19 protein-coding genes are annotated in these 25,538 nt (G+C 34.7%); 7 read left to right on the top strand and 12 right to left on the bottom strand.

Features of this window, described 5'->3' with window-relative positions; translation table 11 throughout:
- Positions 1–32 precede the first annotated feature (32 nt).
- Together secG and tpiA are read right to left on the bottom strand one after the other, a co-directional pair.
- Positions 33–347, bottom strand: a complete 315-nt coding sequence (gene secG / locus V4D31_RS05055) for a preprotein translocase subunit SecG (protein ID WP_353685377.1) — start codon at positions 345–347, stop codon at positions 33–35.
- On the bottom strand, positions 344–1,105 hold the full coding sequence (gene tpiA, locus V4D31_RS05050; RefSeq protein ID WP_353685376.1) for a triose-phosphate isomerase: 762 nt from the start codon (positions 1,103–1,105) through the stop codon (positions 344–346). The genes secG and tpiA overlap by 4 nt, the downstream gene beginning before the upstream one ends.
- 375 nt (positions 1,106–1,480) lie before the next feature.
- Between tpiA and aspS the strand changes: the two genes are divergently transcribed.
- Genes aspS through V4D31_RS05030 form a run of 4 tightly spaced genes read left to right on the top strand, consistent with a single transcriptional unit; the run spans position 1,481 to position 5,324 of the window.
- On the top strand, positions 1,481–3,265 hold the full coding sequence (aspS, locus tag V4D31_RS05045; RefSeq protein WP_353685375.1) for an aspartate--tRNA ligase: 1,785 nt from the start codon (positions 1,481–1,483) through the stop codon (positions 3,263–3,265).
- A gap of 16 nt (positions 3,266–3,281) precedes the next feature.
- Positions 3,282–3,572: a hypothetical protein gene (locus tag V4D31_RS05040; RefSeq protein WP_353685374.1), complete on the top strand. Its 291-nt coding sequence runs from the start codon at positions 3,282–3,284 to the stop codon at positions 3,570–3,572.
- Positions 3,569–4,405, top strand: coding sequence for an HDOD domain-containing protein (locus tag V4D31_RS05035; RefSeq protein ID WP_353685373.1), 837 nt, complete (start codon positions 3,569–3,571; stop codon positions 4,403–4,405). Before V4D31_RS05040 ends, V4D31_RS05035 begins: the two co-directional genes overlap by 4 nt.
- Positions 4,398–5,324 carry a GGDEF domain-containing protein gene (locus tag V4D31_RS05030; RefSeq protein ID WP_353685372.1) on the top strand — a complete coding sequence of 309 codons (927 nt, stop codon included), beginning with the start codon at positions 4,398–4,400 and terminating at the stop codon, positions 5,322–5,324. Before V4D31_RS05035 ends, V4D31_RS05030 begins: the two co-directional genes overlap by 8 nt.
- Here the strand turns inward: V4D31_RS05030 and V4D31_RS05025 are convergent.
- From V4D31_RS05025 to aroC, 4 genes are read right to left on the bottom strand one after another with little or no spacing between them, the layout of a single operon-like run.
- Entirely contained in the window at positions 5,321–5,596 is a 276-nt protein-coding gene (locus V4D31_RS05025; RefSeq protein ID WP_353685371.1) for a cell division protein ZapA, read from the bottom strand. The two genes, V4D31_RS05030 and V4D31_RS05025, sit on opposite strands and share 4 nt — an antisense overlap.
- Complete coding sequence (gene zapB / locus V4D31_RS05020; protein WP_353685370.1) at positions 5,589–5,795, bottom strand: cell division protein ZapB; 207 nt, start codon at positions 5,793–5,795, stop codon at positions 5,589–5,591. The genes V4D31_RS05025 and zapB overlap by 8 nt, the downstream gene beginning before the upstream one ends.
- Complete coding sequence (locus V4D31_RS05015; RefSeq protein ID WP_353685369.1) at positions 5,792–7,699, bottom strand: transglycosylase SLT domain-containing protein; 1,908 nt, start codon at positions 7,697–7,699, stop codon at positions 5,792–5,794. Before V4D31_RS05015 ends, zapB begins: the two co-directional genes overlap by 4 nt.
- Positions 7,696–8,871, bottom strand: coding sequence for a chorismate synthase (gene aroC, locus V4D31_RS05010; RefSeq protein WP_353685368.1), 1,176 nt, complete (start codon positions 8,869–8,871; stop codon positions 7,696–7,698). The genes V4D31_RS05015 and aroC overlap by 4 nt, the downstream gene beginning before the upstream one ends.
- Positions 8,872–8,963: 92 nt before the next feature.
- Between aroC and ftsH the strand changes: the two genes are divergently transcribed.
- Both ftsH and folP read left to right on the top strand, forming a co-directional pair.
- Positions 8,964–10,778 carry an ATP-dependent zinc metalloprotease FtsH gene (ftsH, locus tag V4D31_RS05005; RefSeq protein ID WP_353685367.1) on the top strand — a complete coding sequence of 605 codons (1,815 nt, stop codon included), beginning with the start codon at positions 8,964–8,966 and terminating at the stop codon, positions 10,776–10,778.
- Positions 10,759–11,595, top strand: coding sequence for a dihydropteroate synthase (gene folP, locus V4D31_RS05000; protein WP_353685366.1), 837 nt, complete (start codon positions 10,759–10,761; stop codon positions 11,593–11,595). The genes ftsH and folP overlap by 20 nt, the downstream gene beginning before the upstream one ends.
- A 2-nt stretch (positions 11,596–11,597) precedes the next feature.
- Here the strand turns inward: folP and argS are convergent, their stop codons facing one another.
- The 6 genes from argS to V4D31_RS04970 form a co-directional block, all read right to left on the bottom strand.
- Positions 11,598–13,214 carry an arginine--tRNA ligase gene (argS, locus tag V4D31_RS04995; RefSeq protein ID WP_353685365.1) on the bottom strand — a complete coding sequence of 539 codons (1,617 nt, stop codon included), beginning with the start codon at positions 13,212–13,214 and terminating at the stop codon, positions 11,598–11,600.
- Positions 13,207–17,136, bottom strand: coding sequence for a phosphoribosylformylglycinamidine synthase (gene purL, locus V4D31_RS04990; protein WP_353685364.1), 3,930 nt, complete (start codon positions 17,134–17,136; stop codon positions 13,207–13,209). The genes argS and purL overlap by 8 nt, the downstream gene beginning before the upstream one ends.
- Positions 17,133–17,531 (bottom strand): PaaI family thioesterase, encoded by a 399-nt coding sequence (locus V4D31_RS04985; protein WP_353685363.1) that lies wholly within the window; start codon positions 17,529–17,531, stop codon positions 17,133–17,135. The genes purL and V4D31_RS04985 overlap by 4 nt, the downstream gene beginning before the upstream one ends.
- A complete protein-coding gene (gene rho / locus V4D31_RS04980) occupies positions 17,528–18,778 on the bottom strand; it encodes a transcription termination factor Rho (RefSeq protein ID WP_353687089.1) in 1,251 nt (416 codons plus the stop codon). Before rho ends, V4D31_RS04985 begins: the two co-directional genes overlap by 4 nt.
- Before the next feature lie 134 nt (positions 18,779–18,912).
- On the bottom strand, positions 18,913–21,330 hold the full coding sequence (gene ppsA / locus V4D31_RS04975; RefSeq protein ID WP_353685362.1) for a phosphoenolpyruvate synthase: 2,418 nt from the start codon (positions 21,328–21,330) through the stop codon (positions 18,913–18,915).
- Between the two features lie 192 nt (positions 21,331–21,522).
- Complete coding sequence (locus V4D31_RS04970) at positions 21,523–22,695, bottom strand: class I SAM-dependent rRNA methyltransferase (protein WP_353685361.1); 1,173 nt, start codon at positions 22,693–22,695, stop codon at positions 21,523–21,525.
- 119 nt (positions 22,696–22,814) lie between these two features.
- Between V4D31_RS04970 and ppdK the strand changes: the two genes are divergently transcribed.
- Entirely contained in the window at positions 22,815–25,535 is a 2,721-nt protein-coding gene (ppdK, locus tag V4D31_RS04965; protein WP_353685360.1) for a pyruvate, phosphate dikinase, read from the top strand.
- Positions 25,536–25,538 lie beyond the last annotated feature (3 nt).

Here is a 25,538-nt window from a genome sequence, read left to right as displayed (position 1 = left end):
AAGACAACAACGTTACAATATTTTTTTATCATTTATTTTTGTTGAGGTTGTTCTCCTGAAGGCGGTTGTGCTGGCTGAGTTTGAACTGGAACCTTTACATCCGACACAATAGACTTTGATTTTGTAGTAATATAAGTCAGAAAGAATGATGAAAGCATAAACAACACAGCTACAATTGTTGCTATTTTATTGAGAAATGTAGTTGCACCTCTTGGTCCAAAAAGCGTTTGAGATGAACCTCCTCCAAAAGCAGGTCCTAGTTCTGCCCCTTTGCCTCTGTGAAGCAATACAACAGCAATCATAACAATACACAATATTATATGAAAAGTTAAAAGTAGTGTTTTCATTCATTCCTCCTTTGTTCTTCATATCTTACAATTCTGGCAAATTTTACAGGATCAAGGCTTGCTCCACCAACTAAAACACCATCAACATTTTCTGTATTCATTATAGAGTAAATATTCTCAGGAGTCACACTTCCACCATAAAGTATTCTAATCATATCAGCCTTTTCATAATAAAGTTCCTTTAATTGAGAGCGAATAAATGCATGGGCTTCTTCAATCTGAGCCTGAGAAGCTACCATACCTGTGCCAATTGCCCATACAGGCTCATAGGCTAAAACCAGAGCATCAGGATTGTTAATATTTTCAAGACCTTTTTCTATCTGTCTTTTTAAAACATCAAAGGTTTTATTTGATTGTCTTTCTTCAATTGTTTCACCAATACAGAAAATTACATTTAATTTTTCATCAATGCAAGCTTTAATTTTACGATTTATTATTTCATCTGTTTCATAAAAATACTTTCTTCTTTCAGAGTGACCAATAATAACATATTCAACATTTAAATCCTTAAGCATAATTGGAGAAATCTCGCCTGTATAAGCTCCTTTTTTTTCATAAAAGACATTTTGTGCACAGAGCTTTATATTTGTATCTTTTAATGCATTTCCAATACTTTCAAGGCATACAAATGTAGGAGCAATGCCGATTTCTCTATCATTTATTTCATCAACTAATGGAATAAAATCTTGAAGAAATGCTAATGCTTCCTTAACAGTTTTATGCATTTTCCAGTTGGCAACGCAAAATTTCGTTCGCATAATTTAAAAGTATAATTAAATTAGTTCATTTTAGTCAAATACTCGAATTGCCTCATATAAAAATCTATTCAAAATGGGATATCTTAGTAACCGCTCATATGCGTGCTTTCTCCTAAACAGATTCCTTTTCGCACCCACAAGGGATGCAAGGACAACACGGTGTCAAGAAAAAGGTAAAAACTCCTTTTGAGAGAGTTCTTGAACGAAAGGCGGATGTGCACACTTAGCTTCGTTAAGAACTGTTACTAAAAAACGCTGCAGTCGCTCAAGACAGTAATTTTCAAATGGCAATTTTAAATAGCAGTATCCGATTTTTATTGGATATATTTGTTTTGCTATAATAAAAATTTATGAAATCAATTCCGAGGAGGAGAAATGTTTCGCGATAAATACTGTGCTGAAGTTAAAGAAGAAGAAATTGGCAGTGAATTGAGACTATGCGGATGGGTTTTTCGGAGAAGAGATCACGGTGGATTAATTTTTATTGATCTTCGTGATAGAACAGGAATCATCCAAGTAGTGTTCAGTCCTGAAATTTCCCCGCAAACACATAAAAAAGCTCATAATTTAAGAACTGAGTATGTTATCTCTGTAAAAGGTATTCTGAGAAGAAGACCAGAAGGAACTGAAAATCCAGATCTTATTACAGGCAATGTGGAGCTCTGGGCTTCAGAGTTTGAGATTTTATCTACTTCAAAGCCTTTACCATTTCAGCTTGATGAGGCATCGGAGACAACAGAACTTCTAAGATTAAAATATCGTTATCTTGACCTTCGCAGAGCAGAAATGCAGAGAAACTTTTTTATAAGACACAAAGTAACAATGTCAATAAGAAATTTTCTTGATGCTCAGGGATTTCTTGAGATAGAAACACCAATGCTTACAAAGTCTACACCAGAGGGGGCAAGAGATTTTCTTGTTCCAAGCAGACTTAATCCAGGAACATTTTATGCTCTTCCTCAATCACCTCAGCTTTTTAAACAGATTCTTATGATGTCAGGATTTGACAGATACTTTCAAATTGTCCGTTGCTTTAGAGATGAAGACTTGAGAGCAGACCGTCAGCCAGAATTTACTCAGATTGACCTTGAGATGTCTTTTGTTGAGATCGAGGATATTTTAAATATCGTTGAAGAAATGCTTTTTAAATGTTTTAAAGAAGTTCTATCTGTTGAAATTGAAATACCTTTCAGAAGACTTACTTATGAAGAAGCAATGAATAGATATGGCACAGATAAACCGGACTTAAGATTTGGTATGGAAATTTACGATGTAAAGGAGCTTGTAAAAGACTGTCAATTTAAAGTCTTTCTTGATGCAGCTTTAAAAGGTGGAGCTGTAAAGGCGATATGTGCAAAGGGATTTGCGTCAGCCTCTCGTAGTGAAATAGATAAACTCGTAGCTTTGGCTCAGTCTTTTGGTGCAAAAGGACTTGCATGGATTAAGGTTAAACAGGGATTTGAATCTCCAATTGTCAAATTTTTCTCCGAGGAAACTCTTAAAGAAATTGCTAAAAAAGTAGGTGCAGACCAGGGAGACCTGATGCTTTTTGTCGCTGATACAAATTCAGTAGCTAATGAGGTCTTAGGAAGACTCAGGCTTGAAATTGCTGATAAAGCTCAAATAAAAAGAGAAGGATTTTGCTTTGCGTGGATAGTTGATTTTCCTTTGTTTGAATGGAGTGAGGAGGAAAAAAGATTTGTAAGCATGCATCATCCCTTTACATCTCCTAAGGATGAAGATATTGAAAAACTTTTAAAAATGTCTTATGAGGCTTTTTGTGACCCCCGGAGTTCTGTAAAAGATATAAAAGCAAAAGCCTATGATATTGTTCTTAATGGCTATGAGCTTGGTGGTGGAAGTATTAGAATTCATAAATCAGAGCTTCAGCAGCACATATTCAAGATACTTGGTATCTCAGATGAAGAAGTTAAAAAGAGATTTGGATTTTTTGTAGAAGCTTTACGATATGGAGCACCTCCACACGGAGGAATAGCTTTAGGGCTTGATAGACTTGTTATGCTTATGACAGGAGCGAGTTCTTTGAGAGATGTTATAGCTTTTCCAAAAACTCAGAAAGCTTTCTGTCCACTGAGTGAAGCACCTTCAGAGGTTGATATAAGGCAATTGAAGGAATTACACATAAAGCTGGATATTTAAGTTATAATTAAACACAATGATAAAAATTTCTATTAATAAAGCAAAGCCAGGGATGAAAATTTTAAAAGACATAGTTAATGAAGCAGGTATGGTTGTAGTGCCTGCTGGTAAAGAGTTAACTGAGGCTCTCATAGATAGGCTCTTTATGATGAATATAGATTTTTTATATGTTGAAGGCAAAAAAGAAATGCCACCTAAAGAAGAAGTTTTTAAAGAAATTGAAGAAAGATTTAAAAAGGCGACTGATTCGTATACTCTGTTGATAAAAACAATTCTGAAGAGTCACATTGAGGAACTTTATAAATGAATACTCAAGATGTAATTGCAAAAATTGAAAAAATAGAAAGCCTTCCCACAATCCCTCCAATTTTGAAAAAGATTTTATCAGTTATAGAAGACCCAAGAGTATCACTGCAAAAAATAACTGATTTTGTTTCTTCTGATCCAACTCTAACTGCAAGAGTTCTTAAGATGGTTAATTCTCCAGTTTATGGGTTTCCTGGAAGAATATCTTCCGTAAGTCATGCAATGGTAATTCTTGGATTGAATGCTGTAAAAGGGCTTCTTCTTGGAGTTTCAGTCTTTGAGATAATGCAAAAAAACATGATAGGACTATGGGAACACTCCCTTTCAACAGCCATATTTGCAAGAATTATCGCAATGAAAAGACAATTACAAGCTCCAGAGGAAATCTCAATAGGAGCACTTTTGCACGACATTGGCAAGGTTATATTTATAATGGCATTTAAAGATGAATACATGAAAATAATTAATTCTGCTCAGGAAAAAGCGAGTTTTTTATACGAAATTGAAAGACAATACTTTGGCTTAACTCATGCAGAAGTTGGAGGAATTATTGCTAAAAAATGGAAATTTCCCCAAAAATTGATAGAACCAATAATGTATCATCACAGACCTCAACTGGCTGAAAAGTTTCAGGTGGAAACTGCTATTGTTCATATATCAAACATACTTGCTCTGGCAAGAGGAGTGGGATATTCAGGAGAAATTTTTGTGCCTTCTGTTCATCCTTTTGCATGGGAAATTTTAAATTTTAAATCAGATGAAATTTTAGAAATATTTAAAGAAGCTGAGGAGCCTATTACTACTTCAGGAGAAATTTTCCTTTCTGATGAGTAGAAAAATCATTGTTATTTTAAAAAATAAGGAAATCAAAAAAGTTGTAGAAAAAATCTTTTTTCCTTTACCAGATGAAATTTATTACTTTCAAGATATAAACGAGGCTCTTCAGATAATATATGATGAAATTCCTGATCTGGTTGTTATAGAAGCAGTTAATGACCCAAAAATAGAAATTTCAATAATAAATAATTTAAAGGATGATCCTATTTTTGTATCAATGAATGTGATAGCAATAGTTCCACCTGATTTTTACATTGAAGACTGGCAAAATTTTCTTGTAGATGACTATATAAGAGTTGACAACCTAAAAATAGATTTAATCATGAGAATTAAACTTTGTTTTGAAAGAATAGAAAAAGTTATAGCTACAAATCCTCTGACAAAGCTTCCAGGTAATCTTGTTATACAAAAGGAGATTCAAAAGAGGCTTAATAGAGGAGATGTTTTTGCTCTCGCCTATGCAGATTTAGACAATTTCAAGCCTTTCAATGATAAATACGGTTTCTCAAGGGGTGATGAAGTAATAAAACTTCTTGGAAGACTTATTCTTAATATTGTTAGAGCTGAACAACCAAATGGAAGTTTTGTTGGACATATAGGAGGTGATGATTTTATTTATATAATGGATCCTGAAAAAATTGAAGAAACAACACAAAAAATAATAGAAATCTTTGACAGCGTTGTTAAAAACTTTTATGATGAAGAAGACCTTAAAAAAGGTTATATTGAATCAGTTGACAGAGAAGGGAAAACACGATTTTATCCTATTATGACAATTTCTGTTGGGATAACTTCTAATAAATACAGAAACTTCAGGCATTTCAGTGAGATGGCTGAAGTTGCCTCCACAATGAAATCTATTGCAAAAAAACAAAAAGAAAAAAGATATGCAATTGATCGAAGAAGAAGCATTTAGCCAAGAAGAAGAAGTAATTCATTGGTTTTTTCCTCAAGTTTTTTTAGCTGTTGTTTTGTTTCCTCACATTGTTTTTTTGTTTCATAAAGTTCATCAGCAATATAAAGACAGGCAAGGATGGCTGCCCTCAAAGGAGGCATGTTAGAGTTTTGCTCATAAACTTTTCTCAATTTTTCATCAACATACTTAGCCAGTGTTTGAATATATTCAGGCGGTTTTTCTCCTTTTATTGTATATTTCTGTCCCAGTATATAAACTTCTGTTTTATGCATCTGCTTCTAAGTCAAGCTCTTTAAGAAGCTCTTCTATTTGTTTTTTTATTGCTTCTCTTTCTGAAAGTAAATTTTCAATTTCCTGATTTTTTGTTTTTAAAACTTCTTCCAATGTGTTTACTTTTTTCTGCAAATCTTCTTTTTCCTGTTTAAGAATTCTAATTTTTTCAAGGGCTGATACAATCTTTTCTTCAATCATGGAGTGCCTCCTTTTATTTTTATTATTTTTAAAACACTTTCTTGTGTCAAAGCCTTGTTAATTCTAAGATATTCAAAATATGAAACAACAACTCTCTGAACATAAGCTTTTGTTTCAGCATATGGGATATCTTCTAAGAATTCATCAATATCCTTATAAGAGTTATCTTTTAGCCATGCCTGCACAGCATTCTCTCCTGCATTGTATGCAGCAATAGCCAGCACTGGATTTTTAAATTCTTCAATTAGATTTTTAAAATAAAAGCTACCGATTAATATGTTTTTTTCAGGTTCAAATAGTTCAGAATCTTTTTTTAGCATGATACCTATTTTTTTACCATGTTTTTTTGCAGTCTCTGGCATAAGTTGCATCAATCCAAGAGCTCCAGCAGGCGAGTGAGCAAAACTGTCAAAACGTGATTCTTCTCTCATTATTGCAAATATCAAATAAGGATTAATATCCAATCTCTCTGTAACTTTTAAAACAATATCTTTGTAAGCCTGCGGATATAAAAGTTCAGGAAAATTAAATTTGTCTGAAATCTTTGAGATAAGCCTTACTGATGTGGAATAATCTCCTAATTCATAAAGAATTTTACAGAACAAAGGAATGTTTTCAATATCTCTGTTGTTCTTTAATAGCGCTTTAACTTCTTTTAAGGCTTCATCTTTAAATCCTGCTTTAAGCAATAGGTCAACTCTTTTTGGAAGGATTAATTGATAATTAACTGATTTGGATTCAGAGATGGAGGATACTTTCCCTTTCATATAAAAAAAATATGAATAAATATCTCCAGGCTGAAAGGGCACAACATAATGTTTTACAGGTACAGTCCCATTTATTTCATTTATTTTTTCAAGCCAGTAAATATACTTGAGCTTACCATAAGAAGAGCAAAGTTGCTGAAGAATTTTTTTTGCTTTATCATATTCTTCCATAAGATAGTAATTCCAGGCTAAAAACCACATGGCATTTTCTTTTTGAGCAGGATATTTGTTAATAGCCATATTGAGAATTTTTATTGCTTTATCATATTCACCAGCTCTTCTTTTAATGTTTGCATAATTTATAAGAACATCTACAAATCTCTGATCTGCTGATTTTATGTAATTTGCCAGCTCTCTTTCAAAAGTATTATAATCTCTTGCTCTGAGCAGTGCTCTTGCTCTCCAGTAAAGCTCGCCAGAGTTTTTAAAGATATCTGCTGCTTCAGAATATCTTTTCTGCATAAAAAGACAGTATCCAAACAATGAAAGAATCTCTGATTTTTGATAATTTGCTTTAAAAAGAGCTTTTTTAAGATATTTTTCTGCATTTTTAAATTGATATGCGTTATTTAAAGCCTTAGCTTTCTTTATCAAATCATCTACAGTTATATCTTCATCAGAAAGCTCTCTCTCTGCCTGATCAGCAAAAGCTGAAGCAGTTGTGAAAATTTCTTTAAATATCCTTTTTGCCTGTTCAACTTTTTTATGATTTTTAAGATAAATTCCATATTCAAATTTAATTTTTATTTCCTCAGGATATTCATTGATAAAGGACTGATAGAGTTTTTCAAGTTCTGGTAAATTAAGAATTTTTGCAATTTCAATCTCCTCTTTCATCGTTTCTTTAATAAGAGGTGATTGGGGATAATTTTTCTTTAATTCTTCCAGATCTTTCAATGCTTCTTCATATTTATTCATATTTTTATAAGCCTTTGCACGCCACAGCAATATATAATCGCCTATTTCTTTAAATTCAGGAATGGCTTTTGTCAGATACTGCTCTGCTTTTTGAAACTGTCCTGAATTAAGAGATTTCTTACCTTCAATGAGATACTCTAAGGAGGAAAGCTGAGAGAGACTGTCACTTGGAAGAAAAATAAATAATATCAAACCTATTAATAACCCTATCAGCTTCATCTTTTAATTTCCTTTATTTGTTTTTGATAGTAATAAAAATTGCTTTCTATTTCCTGAAGACTGTCACCACCAAATTTTTCCAGGAAAGCTTCTGCAATGTGCCATGCTAAAACAGCCTCTCCAATAACAGCTGCAGCAGGCACAGCACATATGTCACTTCTTTCATATGATGCTAAAGAAACCTCCTTAGTAAAGACATCAACAGATTTTAAAGGTTTTCTTAAAGTAGGGATCGGTTTCATAGTAGCCTTTACAATTACAGGCATTCCATTTGAAACTCCTCCTTCAATCCCACCCATGTGATTTGTTTTTCTGTAAAAAAAATCATCAAAAAAAATTTCGTCCATAACTTCTGAGCCAAATTTTTTACCCACTATTACTCCATCGCCAATCTCAACTGCTTTTATAGCCTGAATACTCATAATTCCCATAGCTATTCTTGAGTCAAGTTTCCTATCCCAGTGCACATAACTTCCAAGTCCTACTGGAACACCTGTAGCAAATACAACAAAACAACCACCAACACTGTCTCCATTTTTTATTGCCTGATCAATGACATTTATAAATTTTTCTTCTGTGTCTTTCCAGGGACATCTAACTGGAGAGTCCTCTGATAAGACTGAAAGCTCTAACAATTGCTTTTCATTTAAATAAGCTGTTTGTAGTTCTTGACAAACTGGTCCAATTCCTGTAACAAAACTACCTATTTTTATATCGAAAATTTTCAGAAACTGTTTTGCTAACGCGCCAACAGCAACTCTCATAGCAGTTTCTCTTGCAGAGGAGCGTTCCAGAACATTTCTGATATCACTATGTTGATACTTAATAAAACCTGCCAGATCAGCATGACCTGGTCTTGGTTTTGTAACACAAGGATGAGAGTTTTCAAAAGCTTTATCAGGATTCATTGCTTCTTTCCAGTTTTCCCAATCACGATTTTTAATGAAAAATGCAATTGGTGAACCAAGTGTTTTCCCCCATCTTATTCCAGACAAGATTTCAACTTCATCAGATTCTATTTTCATTCTTCCACCTCTACCGTAGCCCATTTGTCTTCGCTTAAGTTCCATATCAATTTCTTCTTTTGAAATGTATACTCCTGCAGGCATTCCCTCAACAATGCCTATAAGTCCTTTACCGTGTGATTCTCCAGCTGTGAGAAATCTAAGCATAAGCATATTTTAAAAAATATCAGCCTATTTTTTCATCTTCATTTTTAACTTAAGTTTTTACTTTTGTATTTATTTTAAGTTAAAATTAATTTATGAATGGACAGACAAAGGGATCACTAAAAACTTTTCTGATTTGGTTGATAATAGGTATTTCTATTATTGCGCTTTTTAATTTTTTCAATGTCCCTCAAAAAAATGAAAAAGAAATAATATTTTCTGAGTTTCTTATGAAACTGCAGAATTCTGAAGTAGATGAAGTTTTAATCAAGGACAATACTATAACAGGAAAACTTAAAGATGGCTCTCAGTTTAAAACTTATTACATAAATTATCCTGATCTTATAAAAGAACTTTCTTCTCACAGTGTAAAAATTTCTGTAAAGCCACCAGAACAAACCCCCTGGTATATTAATTTTTTGCTTTCATGGGGTCCTGTAATTTTCCTCGTATTTTTATGGATTATGTTTATGAAGCAGATGCAGGCTGGAAGCTCTCGTGCCATGTCCTTTGGTAAGGCAAGAGCAAAAATGATCTCCAATAAATCAGTTAAGGTGACCTTTTCAGATGTTGCAGGAATTGAAGAAGTAAAAGAAGAGGTAAAAGAAATTGTTGATTTTCTTACCAATCCTCAAAAATATATTAAACTTGGAGCAAAAATTCCCAAGGGTATTCTTCTTGTTGGTTCTCCAGGAACAGGAAAAACTCTTCTTGCAAAGGCAATTGCAGGAGAAGCTGGAGTTCCCTTTTTCTCAATTTCAGGCTCAGATTTTGTAGAGATGTTTGTTGGAGTTGGAGCAAGTAGAGTTCGTGATCTTTTTGATCAGGCAAAGAAAAATTCTCCATGCATTGTATTTATTGATGAAATTGATGCAGTTGGAAGACAGAGAGGAGCAGGTCTTGGCGGTGGGCATGACGAAAGAGAACAAACACTCAATCAACTTCTTGTAGAGATGGATGGATTTGAGAGCAATGAAGGAATAATTGTGCTTGCAGCAACAAACAGACCTGATGTTTTAGATCCAGCACTTTTGCGGCCAGGAAGATTTGACCGTCAAATTGTTGTGCCTCTTCCAGATGTAAAGGGAAGGCTTGAGATACTGAAAGTTCACACAAAAAAAATTCCACTTGCACAGGATGTGGATCTTGAAAAAATTGCAAGAGGAACTCCAGGATTCTCTGGTGCAGACCTTGCAAATTTAGTGAATGAAGCGGCTTTATTAGCAGCAAGAAAAAATAGTGACGCTGTCAGCATGAATGATTTTGAGTCAGCTAAGGACAAAGTTTTAATGGGTGTGGAAAGAAAGAGTATGGTTTTAAGTGAACAGGAGCGAAAAATTACAGCCTATCATGAAGCAGGACATGCTCTTGTAGCAAAACTTACTCCTCAGACTGATCCAATTCATAAGGTTAGTATAATTCCAAGAGGAAGAGCACTGGGAGTCACTCAACAGCTTCCACTTGATGACCGCTATACCTATTCAAAAGAATATCTTTATGGCACGCTTAAGGTTCTTCTTGGAGGAAGAGTTGCAGAAGAGATAGCTCTTCAAACAATGACAACAGGAGCTGGGAATGACCTTGAAAGAGCTACAGAACTTGCTCGAAAGATGGTTACAGAGTGGGGAATGAGTGATAGAATGGGACCTCTTACCTTTGGTAAAAGAGAAGAACATGTATTTCTTGGAAGAGAAATTGCAAAACACAGAGACTACTCTGACAAAACTGCTGAGGAGATAGATGAGGAAACCAAAAGAATTGTAACAGAGGCTTATAGTGAAACCAAACAATTAATTGAAAAAAACAGAAAACTTCTTGATGCAATTGCTCAAGCTTTGCTTGAAAGAGAAACTCTGGAAGCTTCAGAAATAGACGAAATTATAAAGCTCAATGAAGCTCAAGTTTCATAATTTTGAGTTTGATTTCCTCAAAAAAACTTACATAATGGGAATTCTCAATGTTACTCCTGATTCTTTTTTTGATGGGGGTAGATATCTGAGCTTTCAAAATGCTATTGATCATGCTCTAAGAATGGTTGAAGAAGGTGCTGATATAATTGATATTGGCGGAGAATCAACCCGTCCTGGAGCAGAACCTGTAAGTATTGATGAAGAATTAAAAAGAGTTATTCCAATAATAGAGGCTCTTTCAAAGAAAATCTCTATCCCTATTTCAATTGATACATACAAAGCTAAGGTTGCAGAGAAAGCAATCGAGGCAGGAGCAACAATTGTGAATGATATAAGTGGTTTAAGATTTGATCCAGAAATGGCAAAAGTTGTCAGCAGATACAAAGTTCCAGTGGTCATTATGCATATAAAAGGAACTCCAAGAGATATGCAAAAGAATCCTCATTATGAGGCTTTAATACCAGAAATTATAGAATATCTGAGAAACTCCATAGTAATCGCAAAACAGGCAGGAGTTGATGAAAATATGATAATTATTGATCCTGGTATTGGATTTGGCAAATTACCTCAGCACAATCTTCAAATATTAAAAAATCTCAAAGAATTTTCTAAATTAGGCAAACCAATACTTATAGGAGTATCAAGAAAAAGTTTTATTGGGTATGTTTTAAATGAAAGCTCCCCTGAAAAAAGACTTGAAGGAACAGCCTCAGCTGTGGCAGTATCAGTTATAAATGGAGCGAATATTGTGAGAGTTCACGATGTTGGATTTATGGCTAAGATTGTAAAACTGGCTGATGCTATTAAATTCAGCTAATTTTACATCTTCTGAGGAGCTTTCACTCCAAGCATTCTCAATCCGTGTTTTAAAACAAGCATTACAGCTTTACAAAGACTAAGCCTTGTTTCTGTTAGTTTTGCATCTTCAGAAATAACTCTGTATTTATGATAATAACTGTGAAACAGTGCAGCAAGCTCCTGTAAATAAAAGGTTATTCTATGAGGCTCTCTCATTTGAACAGATAGTTCAAAAATCATCGGATAAAGAAGCAATTTTTTTATGATTCTAAGCTCATCTTCATTGAACAATTCTGGATAAAACTTTTGAGGGTTGAGTTGAGCTTTTTCAAAAATGCTGTTAATTCTTGCATGAGCATATTGAACATAGTAAACAGGATTTTCCTGTGATTGTTTTTTTGCAACTTCTATATCAAACTCCAGGTGACTGTCAGATTTACGTGTAAGAAATATGAAGCGTGTGGTATCAGCTCCAATTTCATCCATAACTTCTCTTAAAGTAACAAATGTTCCTGCTCTTTTTGACATCTGAACAGGCTTTCCTTGCCTGAGCAAGTTTACCATCTGAACAAGAAGTATTTTAATTTGAGAGGCACTCATTCCCAATGCCTGCACAGCAGCCTTTACTCTTGATATATATCCATGATGGTCAGCACCCCAGATGTTTATAAGCTCATCAAATCCTCTTTCAATTTTGTTTTTATGATAGGCAATGTCAGAGGCAAAATATGTATATGTTCCATCACTTTTTACAACAACTCTGTCTTTGTCATCACCAAAAGCTGTTGAGCGAAACCACAGAGCTCCATCTTTTTCATAAATAAATCCAAGTTCTTTAAGCTTGAGGATTGCTCTTTGAACCTCACCTGTATGATAAAGTTTTCTTTCACTAACCCAGTTGTTAAAATTTATTCCAAAGTCTTCAAGGTCTTTTTTGATTTCATTGAGTATTTTTTTATAGGAAAAATCAATTAAAAAATCACCAACTTCTTCAAAGCTTTTATTTTTTAAGCTATTACCGTAAAGTTCGTAGATTTCTTTTGCAATCTCATTTATGTAATCGCCTTTATAACATTCTTCAGGCATGGGCATTTGTTTTCCAAAAAATTTTTGCAAAGCAACATAAACACTCAAACCAAGAAGTTCTACCTGTCTGCCAGCGTCATTAATGTAGTATTCAGTGGAAACATTATATCCAGCTTCTCTGAGAATATTTGCCAGAGCACTGCCCAGTGCTGCTCCTCTTCCATGTCCAAGATGAAGAGGTCCTGTGGGATTTGCGCTGACAAATTCTATTTGAACTTTTTTCCCTTTTCCTATATCCTGAGTTAAAAATCTTTCACCTTCATTCAAGAGACTTTCAAGCTCAGAAAAAATAAAATCCTTTTTAAATCTGAAATTTATAAACCCAGCTCCTGCAATTTCAATGTTTTCAAATAAAGCTTTATCTATTAAAGAGATTAATTTTTCAGCAATTTCTTTTGGAGGTCTTTTCAACTGTTTTGCAAGCTCCATCGCTACAGGACTGCTTAAATCACCAAATTCTTCATTTTTAGGAATTTCTATTTCAGGATCAATTTCTGACAAGCCAAGTTTTTTAATTGCTTCAGTAATTTTGTTTTTTAACAATTTATGCATTCCCATCACACCACCTTCTTGCATTCTGGAAAATTTTTAACCACGGAGATGCTTTTATAGATTTTTTCCATTTCTCCGGTATCCATGGCCATTGCCACAGTAAAAAAGCTCTCTCTGGATGAGGCATCATCGCAAGATGCCTACCATCTTCAGTGCATAATGCGGTTATTCCTAAAGGGGAACCATTTGGATTAAATGGATAGGTTTCTGTAATATTTCCATCATCATCAACATAACGAAGAGGGGCAAGATTTTTCTCAATTACTTTATTCAGAATTTTTTCATCAGGGAAATAGGCTCTTCCTTCTCCATGAGCTATCCATACTCCAAGCACTGAGTCTTCCATGCCACTGAGCATAATTGATGGAGAAGGCAGGATTTTAATGCTCACCCATCTGGATTCAAATCTTCCAGATTTATTCCATATAAAACGGGGTTGTTGATTTTGTTCAATTCCATACCATGGAACCCATCCAAGAAGTGCCATAAGCTGACATCCATTGCAAACTCCCAGGCTAAATGTATCAGGACGCATATAAAATTCTTCAAACTCTTTTCTAAGATGAGAGAACTTGATACAGCCTGCCCATCCTTTAGCAGAGTCAAGAACATCAGCAAAGCTAAATCCTCCAACAAAAGCAACTCCCTTAAATTGCCTAAGTGAAATCTTTCTATCTATCAAATCCTGCATACACACATCCCATGGTTCAAATCCTGCCATATAAAAAGCTGCTGCCATTTCTCTGTCTCCATTGCTTCCTTCTTCACGAATTATAGCAACAGGAGGCTTTACCTTTTTTTTAAGCAGCAGTACTGGAGTGCTTTCTGGTTTGAAGCTTATTGTATATCTTGGTGCAGTTCTTGAATAAATTACTCTTTTTTCTTCTTTTACACATTCAGGATTTGCCTGGAGCATATCAATTCTATGACTTGTTTCTTCCCAGAGATCTCTTAGTTTGGTCATGGGCTTATCAAAGACAATTTTGTTTTCTTGCTTGATAATGATTCTGTCTTCTTTTATGGTTTTTGCAATCTCATAATGGGGAAGATTTTGTTCAGCAAGTATTTCTTTTACTTTTTTGAGTTTTTTAAGATCAACTTCTATAGCAACCCCTGGTTCTTCATTGAAAAGTTCTGAAATAAGAAACAGATTTTTTTCAATTTCAAGCTCAGAAGAATTTACTTCTATTAATAAACCTGCACTGCCTGAAAAAGCCATCTCAAGCAAAGTTACAATCAGACCTCCATCTGAGCGGTCGTGGCCTGAAAGTATCAGGTTTTTATCAATTAAATTCTGGACTACTTGAAAAGCTCTTTTTAAAAGCGCAGGATCTTCAAGATCAGGACATTCACTGCCAATCTGGTTAAAACATTGAGCTAAAGCACTACCACCCAGTCTTTTTTTGCCAGGACTCAGGTCAATAAAAAGAATTACGCTTTCCCCTGGATGTTTTATATCAGGAGTTATTACCTTGTTTATATCAGGACAGGGAGCATATGCTGAAATTACAAGAGATCCAGGAGATTTGACGACTTCAACTGTCTCATTTGTTTTTATCTTTGCAGCCATTGAAAGAGAATCTTTGCCTCCATCAATAGCAATGCCGAGTTTTATCATTAGTTCTGCCATTGCCTGAGCAGCTCTGTAGAGACGCACCCCTTCACCAGGAAGTTTTGCTGCCCACATCCAGTTAGCTGAACATTTTATGTCTTCAAGGCTTGTAATTTTTGCCCATACAATATTTGTAAGTGCCTCAGTTACTGAAAGTCTTGCCATTGCCTCTGGATTTATAAGTCCTTTTATAGGTTGCTCTCCAATTGCATGGGCTATCCCTGTTTTATCAAAATAACTTTGAGCAACTACGCATACATCAGAAACAGTGAGCTGAACAGGACCAGCACACTGCTGTCTCACAATAAGGCCTGTAACTGAGCGGTCCACTTTATTTGTTAAAAATCTTTTTGAACCAACAGAAAGAACTCTCAAAACCCTATCCAGAGCTTCATGAATTGTTAAATTTTCAGGGAGTATTAAGGGTTCAAGTTTTCTTTCAACTCGGGTAAGTTTAAATTCTTTTTTTGGAATTTCTCCAAGAACATCTTTAAGGTCAAAGTTTACAGCAATCTGACCATCCTTGCTGTCATAAACAATAAGTTTCCCATCTCCTGTTACTTCTCCAATAATTGACCAGGGAAGCCTTTCCCTTTCACAAAGAGTTTTAAAAAGGTTAGCATTTTCTTTTTTTATTAACAATGCATCATTTTCCTGATATTCAGCTCCCCATATTTCAAGAACTGAAAGAGTTTCATCTCCAAGAATAACTTTTCTTATATCAATCTTTGCTCCTTCAGGATAAACGAGTTCCTTTACAACATTACAGTTTCCACCAGCACCCTGATCATGAATGCTTACAATAGGATTTTTGCTTCCAAGTTCAACACAGGCACGGACAACTCTGTTGAGTTTATTTTCCATTTCAGCATCCCCACGCTGAACAGCATTGAAGTCAAGATCTTCACTAAGTTGTCCTGATAAAACAGAAGAAGCAGCTCCACCACCTATCCCAATTCTGTATGCAGGACCACCAATTTTTACAACATACATTCCCTTTTGAGGTGGGTCCTTTTCTTTATGTATATCCATTATCTGACCAATTCCACCAGTGAACATTATTGGTTTTATCCATTCAATTCTTTCTCCATGAGGCATTCTCATCCCAAAAGAACGAGTAAATCCAGCAATCACAGGTTCACCAAATTTATTCCCGTAGTCAGAAGCACCATTACTTGCTTCAATTTCAATCTGAAGAGGTTTTGCAAGATTTACGGGATACTGAAAAGTTTTATCCTCCCAGGGAAGCTCATATCCTGGAATTTGAAGATTTCCTACACAATAAGCAGCAGTTCCTGCAATCGGCAAAGCACCTTTACCAGTTGCATGAACATCACGGATTCTGCCACCAGTTCCTGTTTCAGCACCTGGAAATGGAGCCACTCCAGTTGGAAAATTGTGGGTTTCTGCAGTAAAAATTAAATGATAAAGATTTTTTTCTATTTTGAATTTTGAAGGTTTTATAGGTTTTTCAGGCTTTAGATAACTTATTTTTGCTCCATATATAGCGCTTGAGTTGTCTTTAAAGGCTATTACAGAATTTTTTGGATTTCTCTGTAAGGGCTCTTTAACTATATCAAAAAGTGAGCGTTCTACGGGTTTACCATCAATAATTAAAATTCCTCTAAAAAACCAGTGTCTTGAATGTTCACTATTTGATTGGGCAAGATCAAAACATTCTACATCAGTTGGATTTCTTTTTAATTTATCTCTAAAAAGTTTTAAATAAAACTCTATATCCCATTCATCCCAGCCAAAACCAAGTTCGTTATTTATTTCTTCAAGTGCTTTTCTTCCCTTTTCTAAGACAGGCACTTCTCTTACAGGTTTTGTAGTTATTCCGTGACAGAAGTCTTTCAAGGGTTCTGGATATGGACATTCAACCATTCTATCATGAATCATGTTTAAAAAAGCCTCTTCAGAAAAATTCGGAACTGTAGGAGTAAGTTTATATCTTCGTGAACGCTCTATTCTCTGAATTTTTTTTATTCCGATGCTGTGACACACAGAAACAGCACATGTTGACCAGGCAGTTGAAAAATTAAGTCTGGGTCCTACTTCAAATATCATCCCATTGTCTGGACTGAGGAAGCTTTTTTCTGAAAAATTCTCTGGCTCAAAGGTCTCAGATAAAAGCCATCTAAGGATAGCTAATTCATCCTTCGAAAGCTCTTCAGTTATCAGAAGATTATAACAAAATTCTGTTTCAATATTTTTAATCTCAGTAGAGATTTCTGAGTGTATACGATTAAGAAGTTGGATTGTTTGATAGGTTGATAAAGCACTTTTTCTGTAAAATCTTATAATCACTTTGTCTTTTCCTTTATTATTAACTTTCCTTCTGCTTCTGCTATAATTTTATTTTGCTTATCTTTTATCCATGCTTTTGCTTCAATTAGTTTTGATTTTACATGATTTGCCTCTGCCTGTACAATCAATTTTTCTTTTGGTGCTGCAGGATTTTTAAATCTTATTTTTAACTCTGCTGTAACTGTATTAAATCCTAAAGAATTTGCAGCATAAACACAGGCTTCATCAAGAAGCGCTGCAATAATCCCACCATGAATTATTCCACTGTAACCCTGATACTCTTGTTCAAGAATAATTTCTGTGTAAGATTTTCCATTAACATGGTTAAAAACCGCTTTCAAACCTTTCGGATTTTGCTTTCCACAGACAAAACAGTAGTTTTCTGTTTTCATCATTTGTTCATCATCTCAAGAAATTCTTTATTGGATTTTGTTCCTTTGAGTTTGCTCAGTAAAAACTCCATTGCTTCAATAGGACTTAACGTACTTAATACCTTTCTTAAAATCCACACTTTATTTAAAACATCAGGAGGCACAAGAAGTTCTTCCTTTCTTGTACCAGAAGCACCAATATCAATGCTCGGGAAAATTCTTTTATCAGCAAGTTTTCTGTCAAGGTGAACTTCCATATTGCCAGTGCCTTTAAATTCTTCGAAAATAACATCATCCATTCTGCTTCCGGTTTCAACAAGTGCTGTGGCAATTACTGTTAAAGAACCGCCTTCTTCAATATTTCTTGCTGTACCAAAAAATCTTTTTGGCTTCTGAAGAGCGGTTGCCTCCAGCCCTCCAGAGAGAACTTTTCCAGAAGCTGGGGTAATAGCATTGTATGCCCTTGCAAGTCTTGTCAAACTATCAAGTAATATTACAACATCAATCCCTTCTTCTACAAGTCTTTTTGCTCTTTCTATAACCATTTCTGAAACCTGACAGTGTCTCTGAGCAGGCTCATCAAAAGTAGAGCTTATTATTTCTGCGCCTGTAACCTGTCTGCGCCAGTCAGTAACTTCTTCTGGTCTTTCATCAATAAGCAAGATAATTAAATATATCTCAGGATGATTCTTCTTTATTGCCTTTGCAATTGACTGAAGTAGCATTGTTTTACCTGTTCTTGGAGCAGCAACAATTAATCCGCGCTGACCTTTTCCAACAGGGGTGAGTAAATCCATAACTCTTGTAGAATAATCCGCTGGATCATATTCAAGATTAATTTTTTTAGTGGGATAATATGGAGTTAGGTTATCAAAAAGAGGTCTGTTAATGATTTCTTCAACCTGCTTACCATTAATTGTTTCAACCTTAAGGAGAGCAAAGTATCTTTCATTTTCCTTTGGAGGTCTTATCTGGCCTGTAATGAGGTCTCCTGTTCTTAAGCCAAATTTTCTAATCTGTGATGGAGATACATAAATGTCATCAGGACTTGGCAGATAACTGTAATCAGGACTTCTTAAAAAACCAAATCCATCAGGAAGAATTTCAAGCACCCCTGAACCATAAACAGTTCCAATTTTTTCAATCTGACTCTGAAGTATTGCGAAAATAAGGTCCTGTTTTTTCATAGAGGTGGCATTTTCAATGTGAAGAGCAGTTGCCATCTCCATAAGTTCAGAAATTTTTTTCTGTTTTAGTTCAGAAATAGAAATCGGAATATTATTGTTTTCCATTACATTACCTCAATTATGGATTTTTTAAGGATTTTTTTCACTTTTATAAAATACTCAACCCTTCAGGAGGGTAACTATTGATAAATTAAGCATACAAAATCTGAAAAATTTTGTCAATATTTATTTTTTAACTGTTTTTCTTTTTCTGCTACAAGAAGCTTTGTTTTAAGAACCGTGTCTGGAATTAGACTTATAGAGTCTATTCCACATTCAACTAAAAACTCGGCAAACTCTGGAAAATCGCTTGGTGCCTGTCCACATATTCCAATTTTTCTACCGTATTTTTTCGCTGTTTCAATTACCTGTTTTACAAGTCTTTTTACAGCTTCATTTCTTTCATCATAAATATGAGAAACTAATGCACTGTCTCTGTCAAGTCCAAGTGTGAGCTGGGTCAAATCATTTGAACCAATTGAAAATCCATCAAATATTTTTGCAAACTCCTCTGCAAGAATTACATTACTTGGAATCTCACACATTACATATACTTCCAGCCCCTCTTGTCCCTGAGTAAGTCCGTGTTTTCTCATTACTTCAATAACTTTTTTGCCTTCCTCAACAGTTCTACAAAAAGGAATCATTACCTTTACATTTTTTAATCCCATTTCCTCTCTAACTTTTTTGATTGCAAGGCATTCAAGAGCAAAGGCAGGTTCAAATTTTGGATCATAGTATCTACTTGCTCCGCGCCATCCAATCATAGGATTTGATTCAACAGGTTCATAAAGCCAACCACCAATAAGACCAGCGTATTCATTTGTTTTAAAATCTGAAAATCTAACAATAACGTCCTTTGGATAAAATGCTGCGCCAATCATTGCAATTCCCTGGGCAAGTTTGTCAACATAAAAATCTGGCTTGTTTTCATACATTGGTGTTCTTTTTTCTATTTCTTTAACAACTTTTAAAATTTTAGCATCTGTGGATTCTTTTAGTTTTGGATACTCAATTAATGCCAAGGGATGGACTCCTATATGAGAGCTTATTATAAATTCAATTCTTGCGAGTCCTACACCATCACAGGGAATTTGACCTTGAGTAAAAGCCTGCTCAGGAATTCCTACATTCATCATGATCTTCGTTTTAGTGTTTGGTAAAATTGTAAGGTCAATTCTTTTTACTTTATAGGGAATAATCCCCTGAAGGACCTTTCCTTCCTCGCCCTTGGAACAATCAATGGTTATTGGTTCATTATTCTTTATCACTTCTGTAGCATTTCCTGTACCTACAACGCATGGAATGCCAAGTTCACGGGATACTATGGCAGCATGACATGTTCTTCCTCCACGATTTGTAACAATTGCGCCAGCAGCCTTCATTATTGGTTCCCAGTCCGGATCTGTCATATCTGTAACAAGAACCTGACCTTGTTTAAAGAGATGAATCTGGGAAGGTTCTTTTATTATACAGGCGTTACCCTGACCTATCTTGTTTCCTATAGCGAGTCCTGTGCAAAGCACAGTTCCTTGTCCTTTAAGTTCATAAACTTCGTAAAAGTTTTCTCTCTTTAAAGAATGAACTGTTTCTGGTCTTGCCTGAACAATAAAAAGCTGTCCAGTTCCCGCTGAGATTCCATCTCCGTCTTTTGCCCATTCTATATCCATTGGTTTTCCATAGTGTTCTTCTATCATTACTGCCCATTTAGCAAGGGTTAAAATTTCATCATCGTTTAATACAAAATTTTGTCTTTCTTCAAGAGTTGTTTTTACACCTTTTGTAGGTTTTTTAGAATTTTCTCCATATATTAGTTTTTGCTGCTTTGCTCCAATTTTTTTCGATATTATTGCTCTGTATCCTTCTTTTAATGTGGGTTTAAAAACATAAAATTCATCTGGGTTTACTATACCCTGAACAACGTACTCACCTAATCCCCATGAGCCTGTAATATATACCACATCCTTAAATCCTGTTTCTGTATCAAGAGTAAACATTACTCCAGAGGAGGCTTTGTCAGAACGAACCATTTTTTGAACAGCTGCTGAAAGGTATACTGAAAAATGATCAAAACCCTTGTCAATTCTGTATGAAATTGCTCTGTCTGTAAAAAGTGAAGCGAAACATTTTTGCACTGCTTCTACCACATTTTGAGCACCTCTAATGTTTAAATAGGTCTCCTGTTGTCCTGCAAAGGATGCATCAGGAAGGTCTTCAGCTGTTGCGCTTGAACGAACTGCCACATCAACATCTTTTCCATATTTTTCCTCCATTTCCTTGTAAGCTTTAATAATTGCCTGCTTCAAATCTTCAGGCATTTTACCCTGAAGAATGAGTTTTCTTATTTTTTTACCTTTATTTTTAAGTTCTTCAAGATTTGATTTGTCCAAAGTAGAAAGAATTTCTTTCAAAGGTTCTTCAAGATTATTTGATTTTATAAAGTATTTATAGGCTTCTGCAGTGACTGCGAATCCATCTGGAATATTAATGCCTTTTGGTGTAAGATTTCTTAACATTTCTCCTAAAGATGCATTTTTACCGCCTACAATTGGAATATCCTTTATTCCTATCTGGTTGAACCATAAAATTAATAACATTTTTTTACCTCCTTTTGTTTTGAAATTTTTTAATAAGTATATCAAAATTTTTTATTTATGACAATAGCTCGAATTGCCTCATTTAAAATCTACTTGAAATACCATTCGTTGCCGATTCCTTTTCGCACCCACAAGGGATGCAAGGACAACACGGTGTCAAGAAAAAGGTAAAAACTCCTTTTGAATAGATTTTTATGTGAGGCAATAAGGTACTTTAATGATGAAGCACTTTAAATATGCTGTTTCTGGCATACTAAGCAGAATTGGATGGTCTTTGCTTTGTGTCCCCTTGTAAATTATTTTTCCTGATTTTTTATTTTTTAAAAAAGCTTCTTTAATGATTTCATAGAATTCGTATTCAGAAATGTGATGAGAACATGAAGATGTAGCGATTACACCATCTTTTTTTAATAGTTTTAATGCTAATGTGTTTAGATTTATATAGCCTTCAATAGCATCTGTTTTCTCAGCCCTTGATTTTACAAAGGCTGGAGGATCAACCACTATAAAATCGTATTTTTTATTTTTCTTTATCTCCCATTTTAGGTAGTCAAATACATCAGCTTTAACAAATTTGCATTTTTCAGTAACATTATTTATCTTTGCGTTTTCTTTAGCTAAATCTATTGCATTTTGAGAGTTGTCAACTCCTATAACCATTGCTCCATTCTGAGCAATATGTATACTCCATGCGCCAACATAACAGAAAAGGTCAAGTCCTGTGCCGGATGTAATCAGTTTTTTTAGAAAAATTCTGTTTTCTCTCTGGTCAAGGAAAAAACCTGTTTTCTGTCCATGAAGAGGATCAAATAAAAAATTAACATTATCCTCGGTGATCATGGGAAGTTTTTTTAATTCTCCTTTAATTATTTGTTTTTCAATCGGGAGTCCTTCCTTCAATCTTGATGGGGAATCATTTTTTAGAATTATTATTTCTGGACAAAAAACTTCATCGAGTATTTTAATTATAATTTCTTTAAACTTTTCCATTCCTGCAGTCAATATCTGAATTACCAGGCATTTGTTATATTTATCAACAATCAATCCCGGAAGAAAATCTGATTCACTGAAAATCACTCTGTAGGTTTCTCCAAATCCCAAAAATTCTTCCCTATATCGTTTGCTTTGTAGAATTCTAAGTTTGAAAAATTCATTATCAATTGTTTCTTCTTTAAAACTGAGAAGTCTTACAGAAATTGTAGATTCTGGATTTATATATCCTGTTCCAATAATTTTATTTGTTTTTAATTCATACACTCTCACTAAAGTTCCAGGAGAAAGCTCAGATACATCAGAGACTATTTCATTTTTGTAAATCCAAAGTCGTCCATATCTTTTAGATGGTTTAACATAAATCTTCTCCATGAAGCTTAGTTTGAAGGCAGTTAAGTTGAAAAGTCAAGTCAATTTCTTGAAAAAAACTACTGTCTCATATTAATATAAACAGCAATTAAATAATTTTATCGTCAGGAGGAGCCTGTAATATGGCATCTAAATCTAAAAATCAAAAGAAAGCTGTTAAGGTAGCATCAAACACTAAAAAAGCACCACTTAAGAAAAAGTATGTTTACTACTTTGGTGATGGAAAAGCAGAAGGCACAGGACAGATGAAAGATCTTCTTGGAGGAAAAGGTGCAGGACTTGCTGAAATGACCAATCTTGGAATTCCTGTTCCTTCAGGATTTACTATTACTACGGAGGCTTGTAGAGAGTATTTTAAACTGGGCAAAAATTTTCCGAAAGGAATGTGGGATGAAGTTTTAAACAATCTTAAAAAAGTTGAAAGATCAATGGGTTGTAAGTTTGGAGACTCAAAAAATCCTTTGCTTGTTTCAGTAAGGTCAGGTGCAAAGTTTTCTATGCCTGGAATGATGGACACTGTTTTAAATCTTGGATTAAATGATGACACCTTACAAGGATTAATAGATAAAACAAAAAATGAGAGATTTGCCTATGATACATACAGAAGATTTATTACAATGTTTGGAAGCATTGTTACTGATATAGATAGAAAAAAATTTGAAGATTTATTGGATGAAGTAAAGAAGAAAAAAGGAGTAAACTTAGATACAGAACTTGATGCAAAAGACTTTAAACTCCTCGTTAAAAAATATAAAGAGCTTTATAAAAAAGAAACAGGACATGATTTTCCTCAAGATCCCTATGAACAGCTTAAAATGGCAATCAAAGCAGTGTTTGACTCCTGGTATGGAGACCGAGCAGTAACATACAGAAGGCTTCATGGAATACCCGATGATCTTGGTACTGCATGTAACATTGTTGCGATGGTATTTGGAAATATGGGTGAAAACTCTGGAACAGGTGTGGGATTTACAAGAGATCCATCAACTGGAGAGAAAAGATTTTTTGCAGAGTTTTTACCAAATGCGCAGGGCGAGGATGTTGTAGCAGGAATCAGAACACCTTTAAAGATTGAAGAATTGAAGAAAAGGATGCCCAAGATATATTCTCAACTTGAAAAAATATGTAATAAACTTGAAAGACATTACAAAGACATGCTTGATATAGAATTTACAATTCAAGAAGGCAAACTTTATATGCTTCAAACAAGAGTAGGCAAAAGAACAGCCAGAGCTGCAATAAAGATTGCTGTTGACATGGTAAAGGAAAAATTGATTGATAAAAAAACTGCTCTTTTAAGAATAGAACCAGAACAGCTCAATCAACTTCTTCATCCCACTATTGATCCTAAGGCAAAAGTTAAAGTAATTGCAAAAGGGCTTCCCGCAAGTCCAGGTGCAGCTGTTGGTAAAGTTGTATTTTCTGCTCAGGATGCTGAAGAATGGGCAGCAAAAGGACAAAAAGTTATTCTTGTAAGAAATGAAACATCTCCTGAGGACATTGGTGGAATGGCAGTTGCTCAAGGAATTCTTACAGCTCGAGGAGGAATGACTTCTCATGCTGCAGTTGTTGGAAGAGGAATGGGTAAATGCTGTGTTGTGGGATGTGGCGCAATAAATATTCATGAAGAGGATAAATATTTTACTGTTGGTGACATTACAGTAAGACAAGGAGACTCTATTACATTAAATGGAACTACAGGAGAAGTTATTCTCGGTGAGGCTCCTCTTGTTATGCCTGCACTTCCAGAGGAGTTTTATACAATAATGCAGTGGGCTGAAGAATTCAGCAAACTTCAGGTAAGAGCAAATGCTGATACTCCAAAGGATGCTCGTGTTGCAAGAGATTTTGGTGCAGCAGGAATTGGTCTTTGCAGAACTGAGCATATGTTCTTTGATCAAGAAAGAATTAAGGCATTCAGAGAGATGATTCTTTCAGATTCAGTTGAACAAAGACGAAAAGCTCTTGAAAAAATTAAACCATATCAGAAAGAAGATTTTATTGGTATATTTAAAGAAATGAAAGGATTGCCAGTTACCATAAGGCTGCTTGATCCTCCACTTCATGAATTTTTACCAAAAACAGATGAAGAAATAGAGATTCTCTCAAAAGAAATGGAAGTCTCGGTCAAGAAAATTAAGAGTAAAATTAAAGCTCTTGAAGAGTTTAATCCAATGCTCGGTCATAGAGGCTGTCGTCTTGGAATAACCTATCCAGAGGTTTATGAGATGCAGGTAAGAGCCATTATGGAAGCAGCCTGTGAACTGGCAAAGAAAAAGATTAAGGTTATTCCAGAGATAATGATTCCTCTTGTTGCCCATGTAAATGAATTAAAAATAATGAAAGATTTAACTGTTAAAACAGCTGAAGATATCACGAAACAGTATAAAGTGAAAATTGATTACAAAGTTGGCACAATGATAGAGCTTGCACGTGCTGCAATAACAGCAGATCAGATTGCTCAGGAAGCAGAATTTTTCTCATTTGGAACAAATGATTTAACTCAATCTGTGTATGGACTCTCAAGAGATGATGCAGGAAAGTTTTTACCATTTTACATTGACCACAAAATAATTGAAGAGGATCCATTTATATCAATTGATACTGAAGGGGTAGGGCAGATCATGGAAATAGCAGTTAAAAAAGGAAGAAAAGTAAATAAAAATCTTAAACTTGGAATATGTGGTGAGCACGGTGGAGATCCAAAATCAATAGAGTTTTGCCATAAAATTGGACTTGATTATGTGAGCTGCTCTCCATATAGGGTTCCAATAGCAAAGCTTGCTGCTGCTCATGCAAAACTAAAAGAAAAAGGAGGAGAGTTGATAAGAGCTACAGTATAAAAC

This window comes from Thermodesulfovibrio sp. 3462-1, from assembly GCF_040451425.1.
Taxonomy (GTDB): domain Bacteria; phylum Nitrospirota; class Thermodesulfovibrionia; order Thermodesulfovibrionales; family Thermodesulfovibrionaceae; genus Thermodesulfovibrio; species Thermodesulfovibrio obliviosus.
The sequence above is the reverse complement of the archived record's forward strand: the minus strand, read 5'-3'. Positions and strand labels throughout refer to the sequence as shown.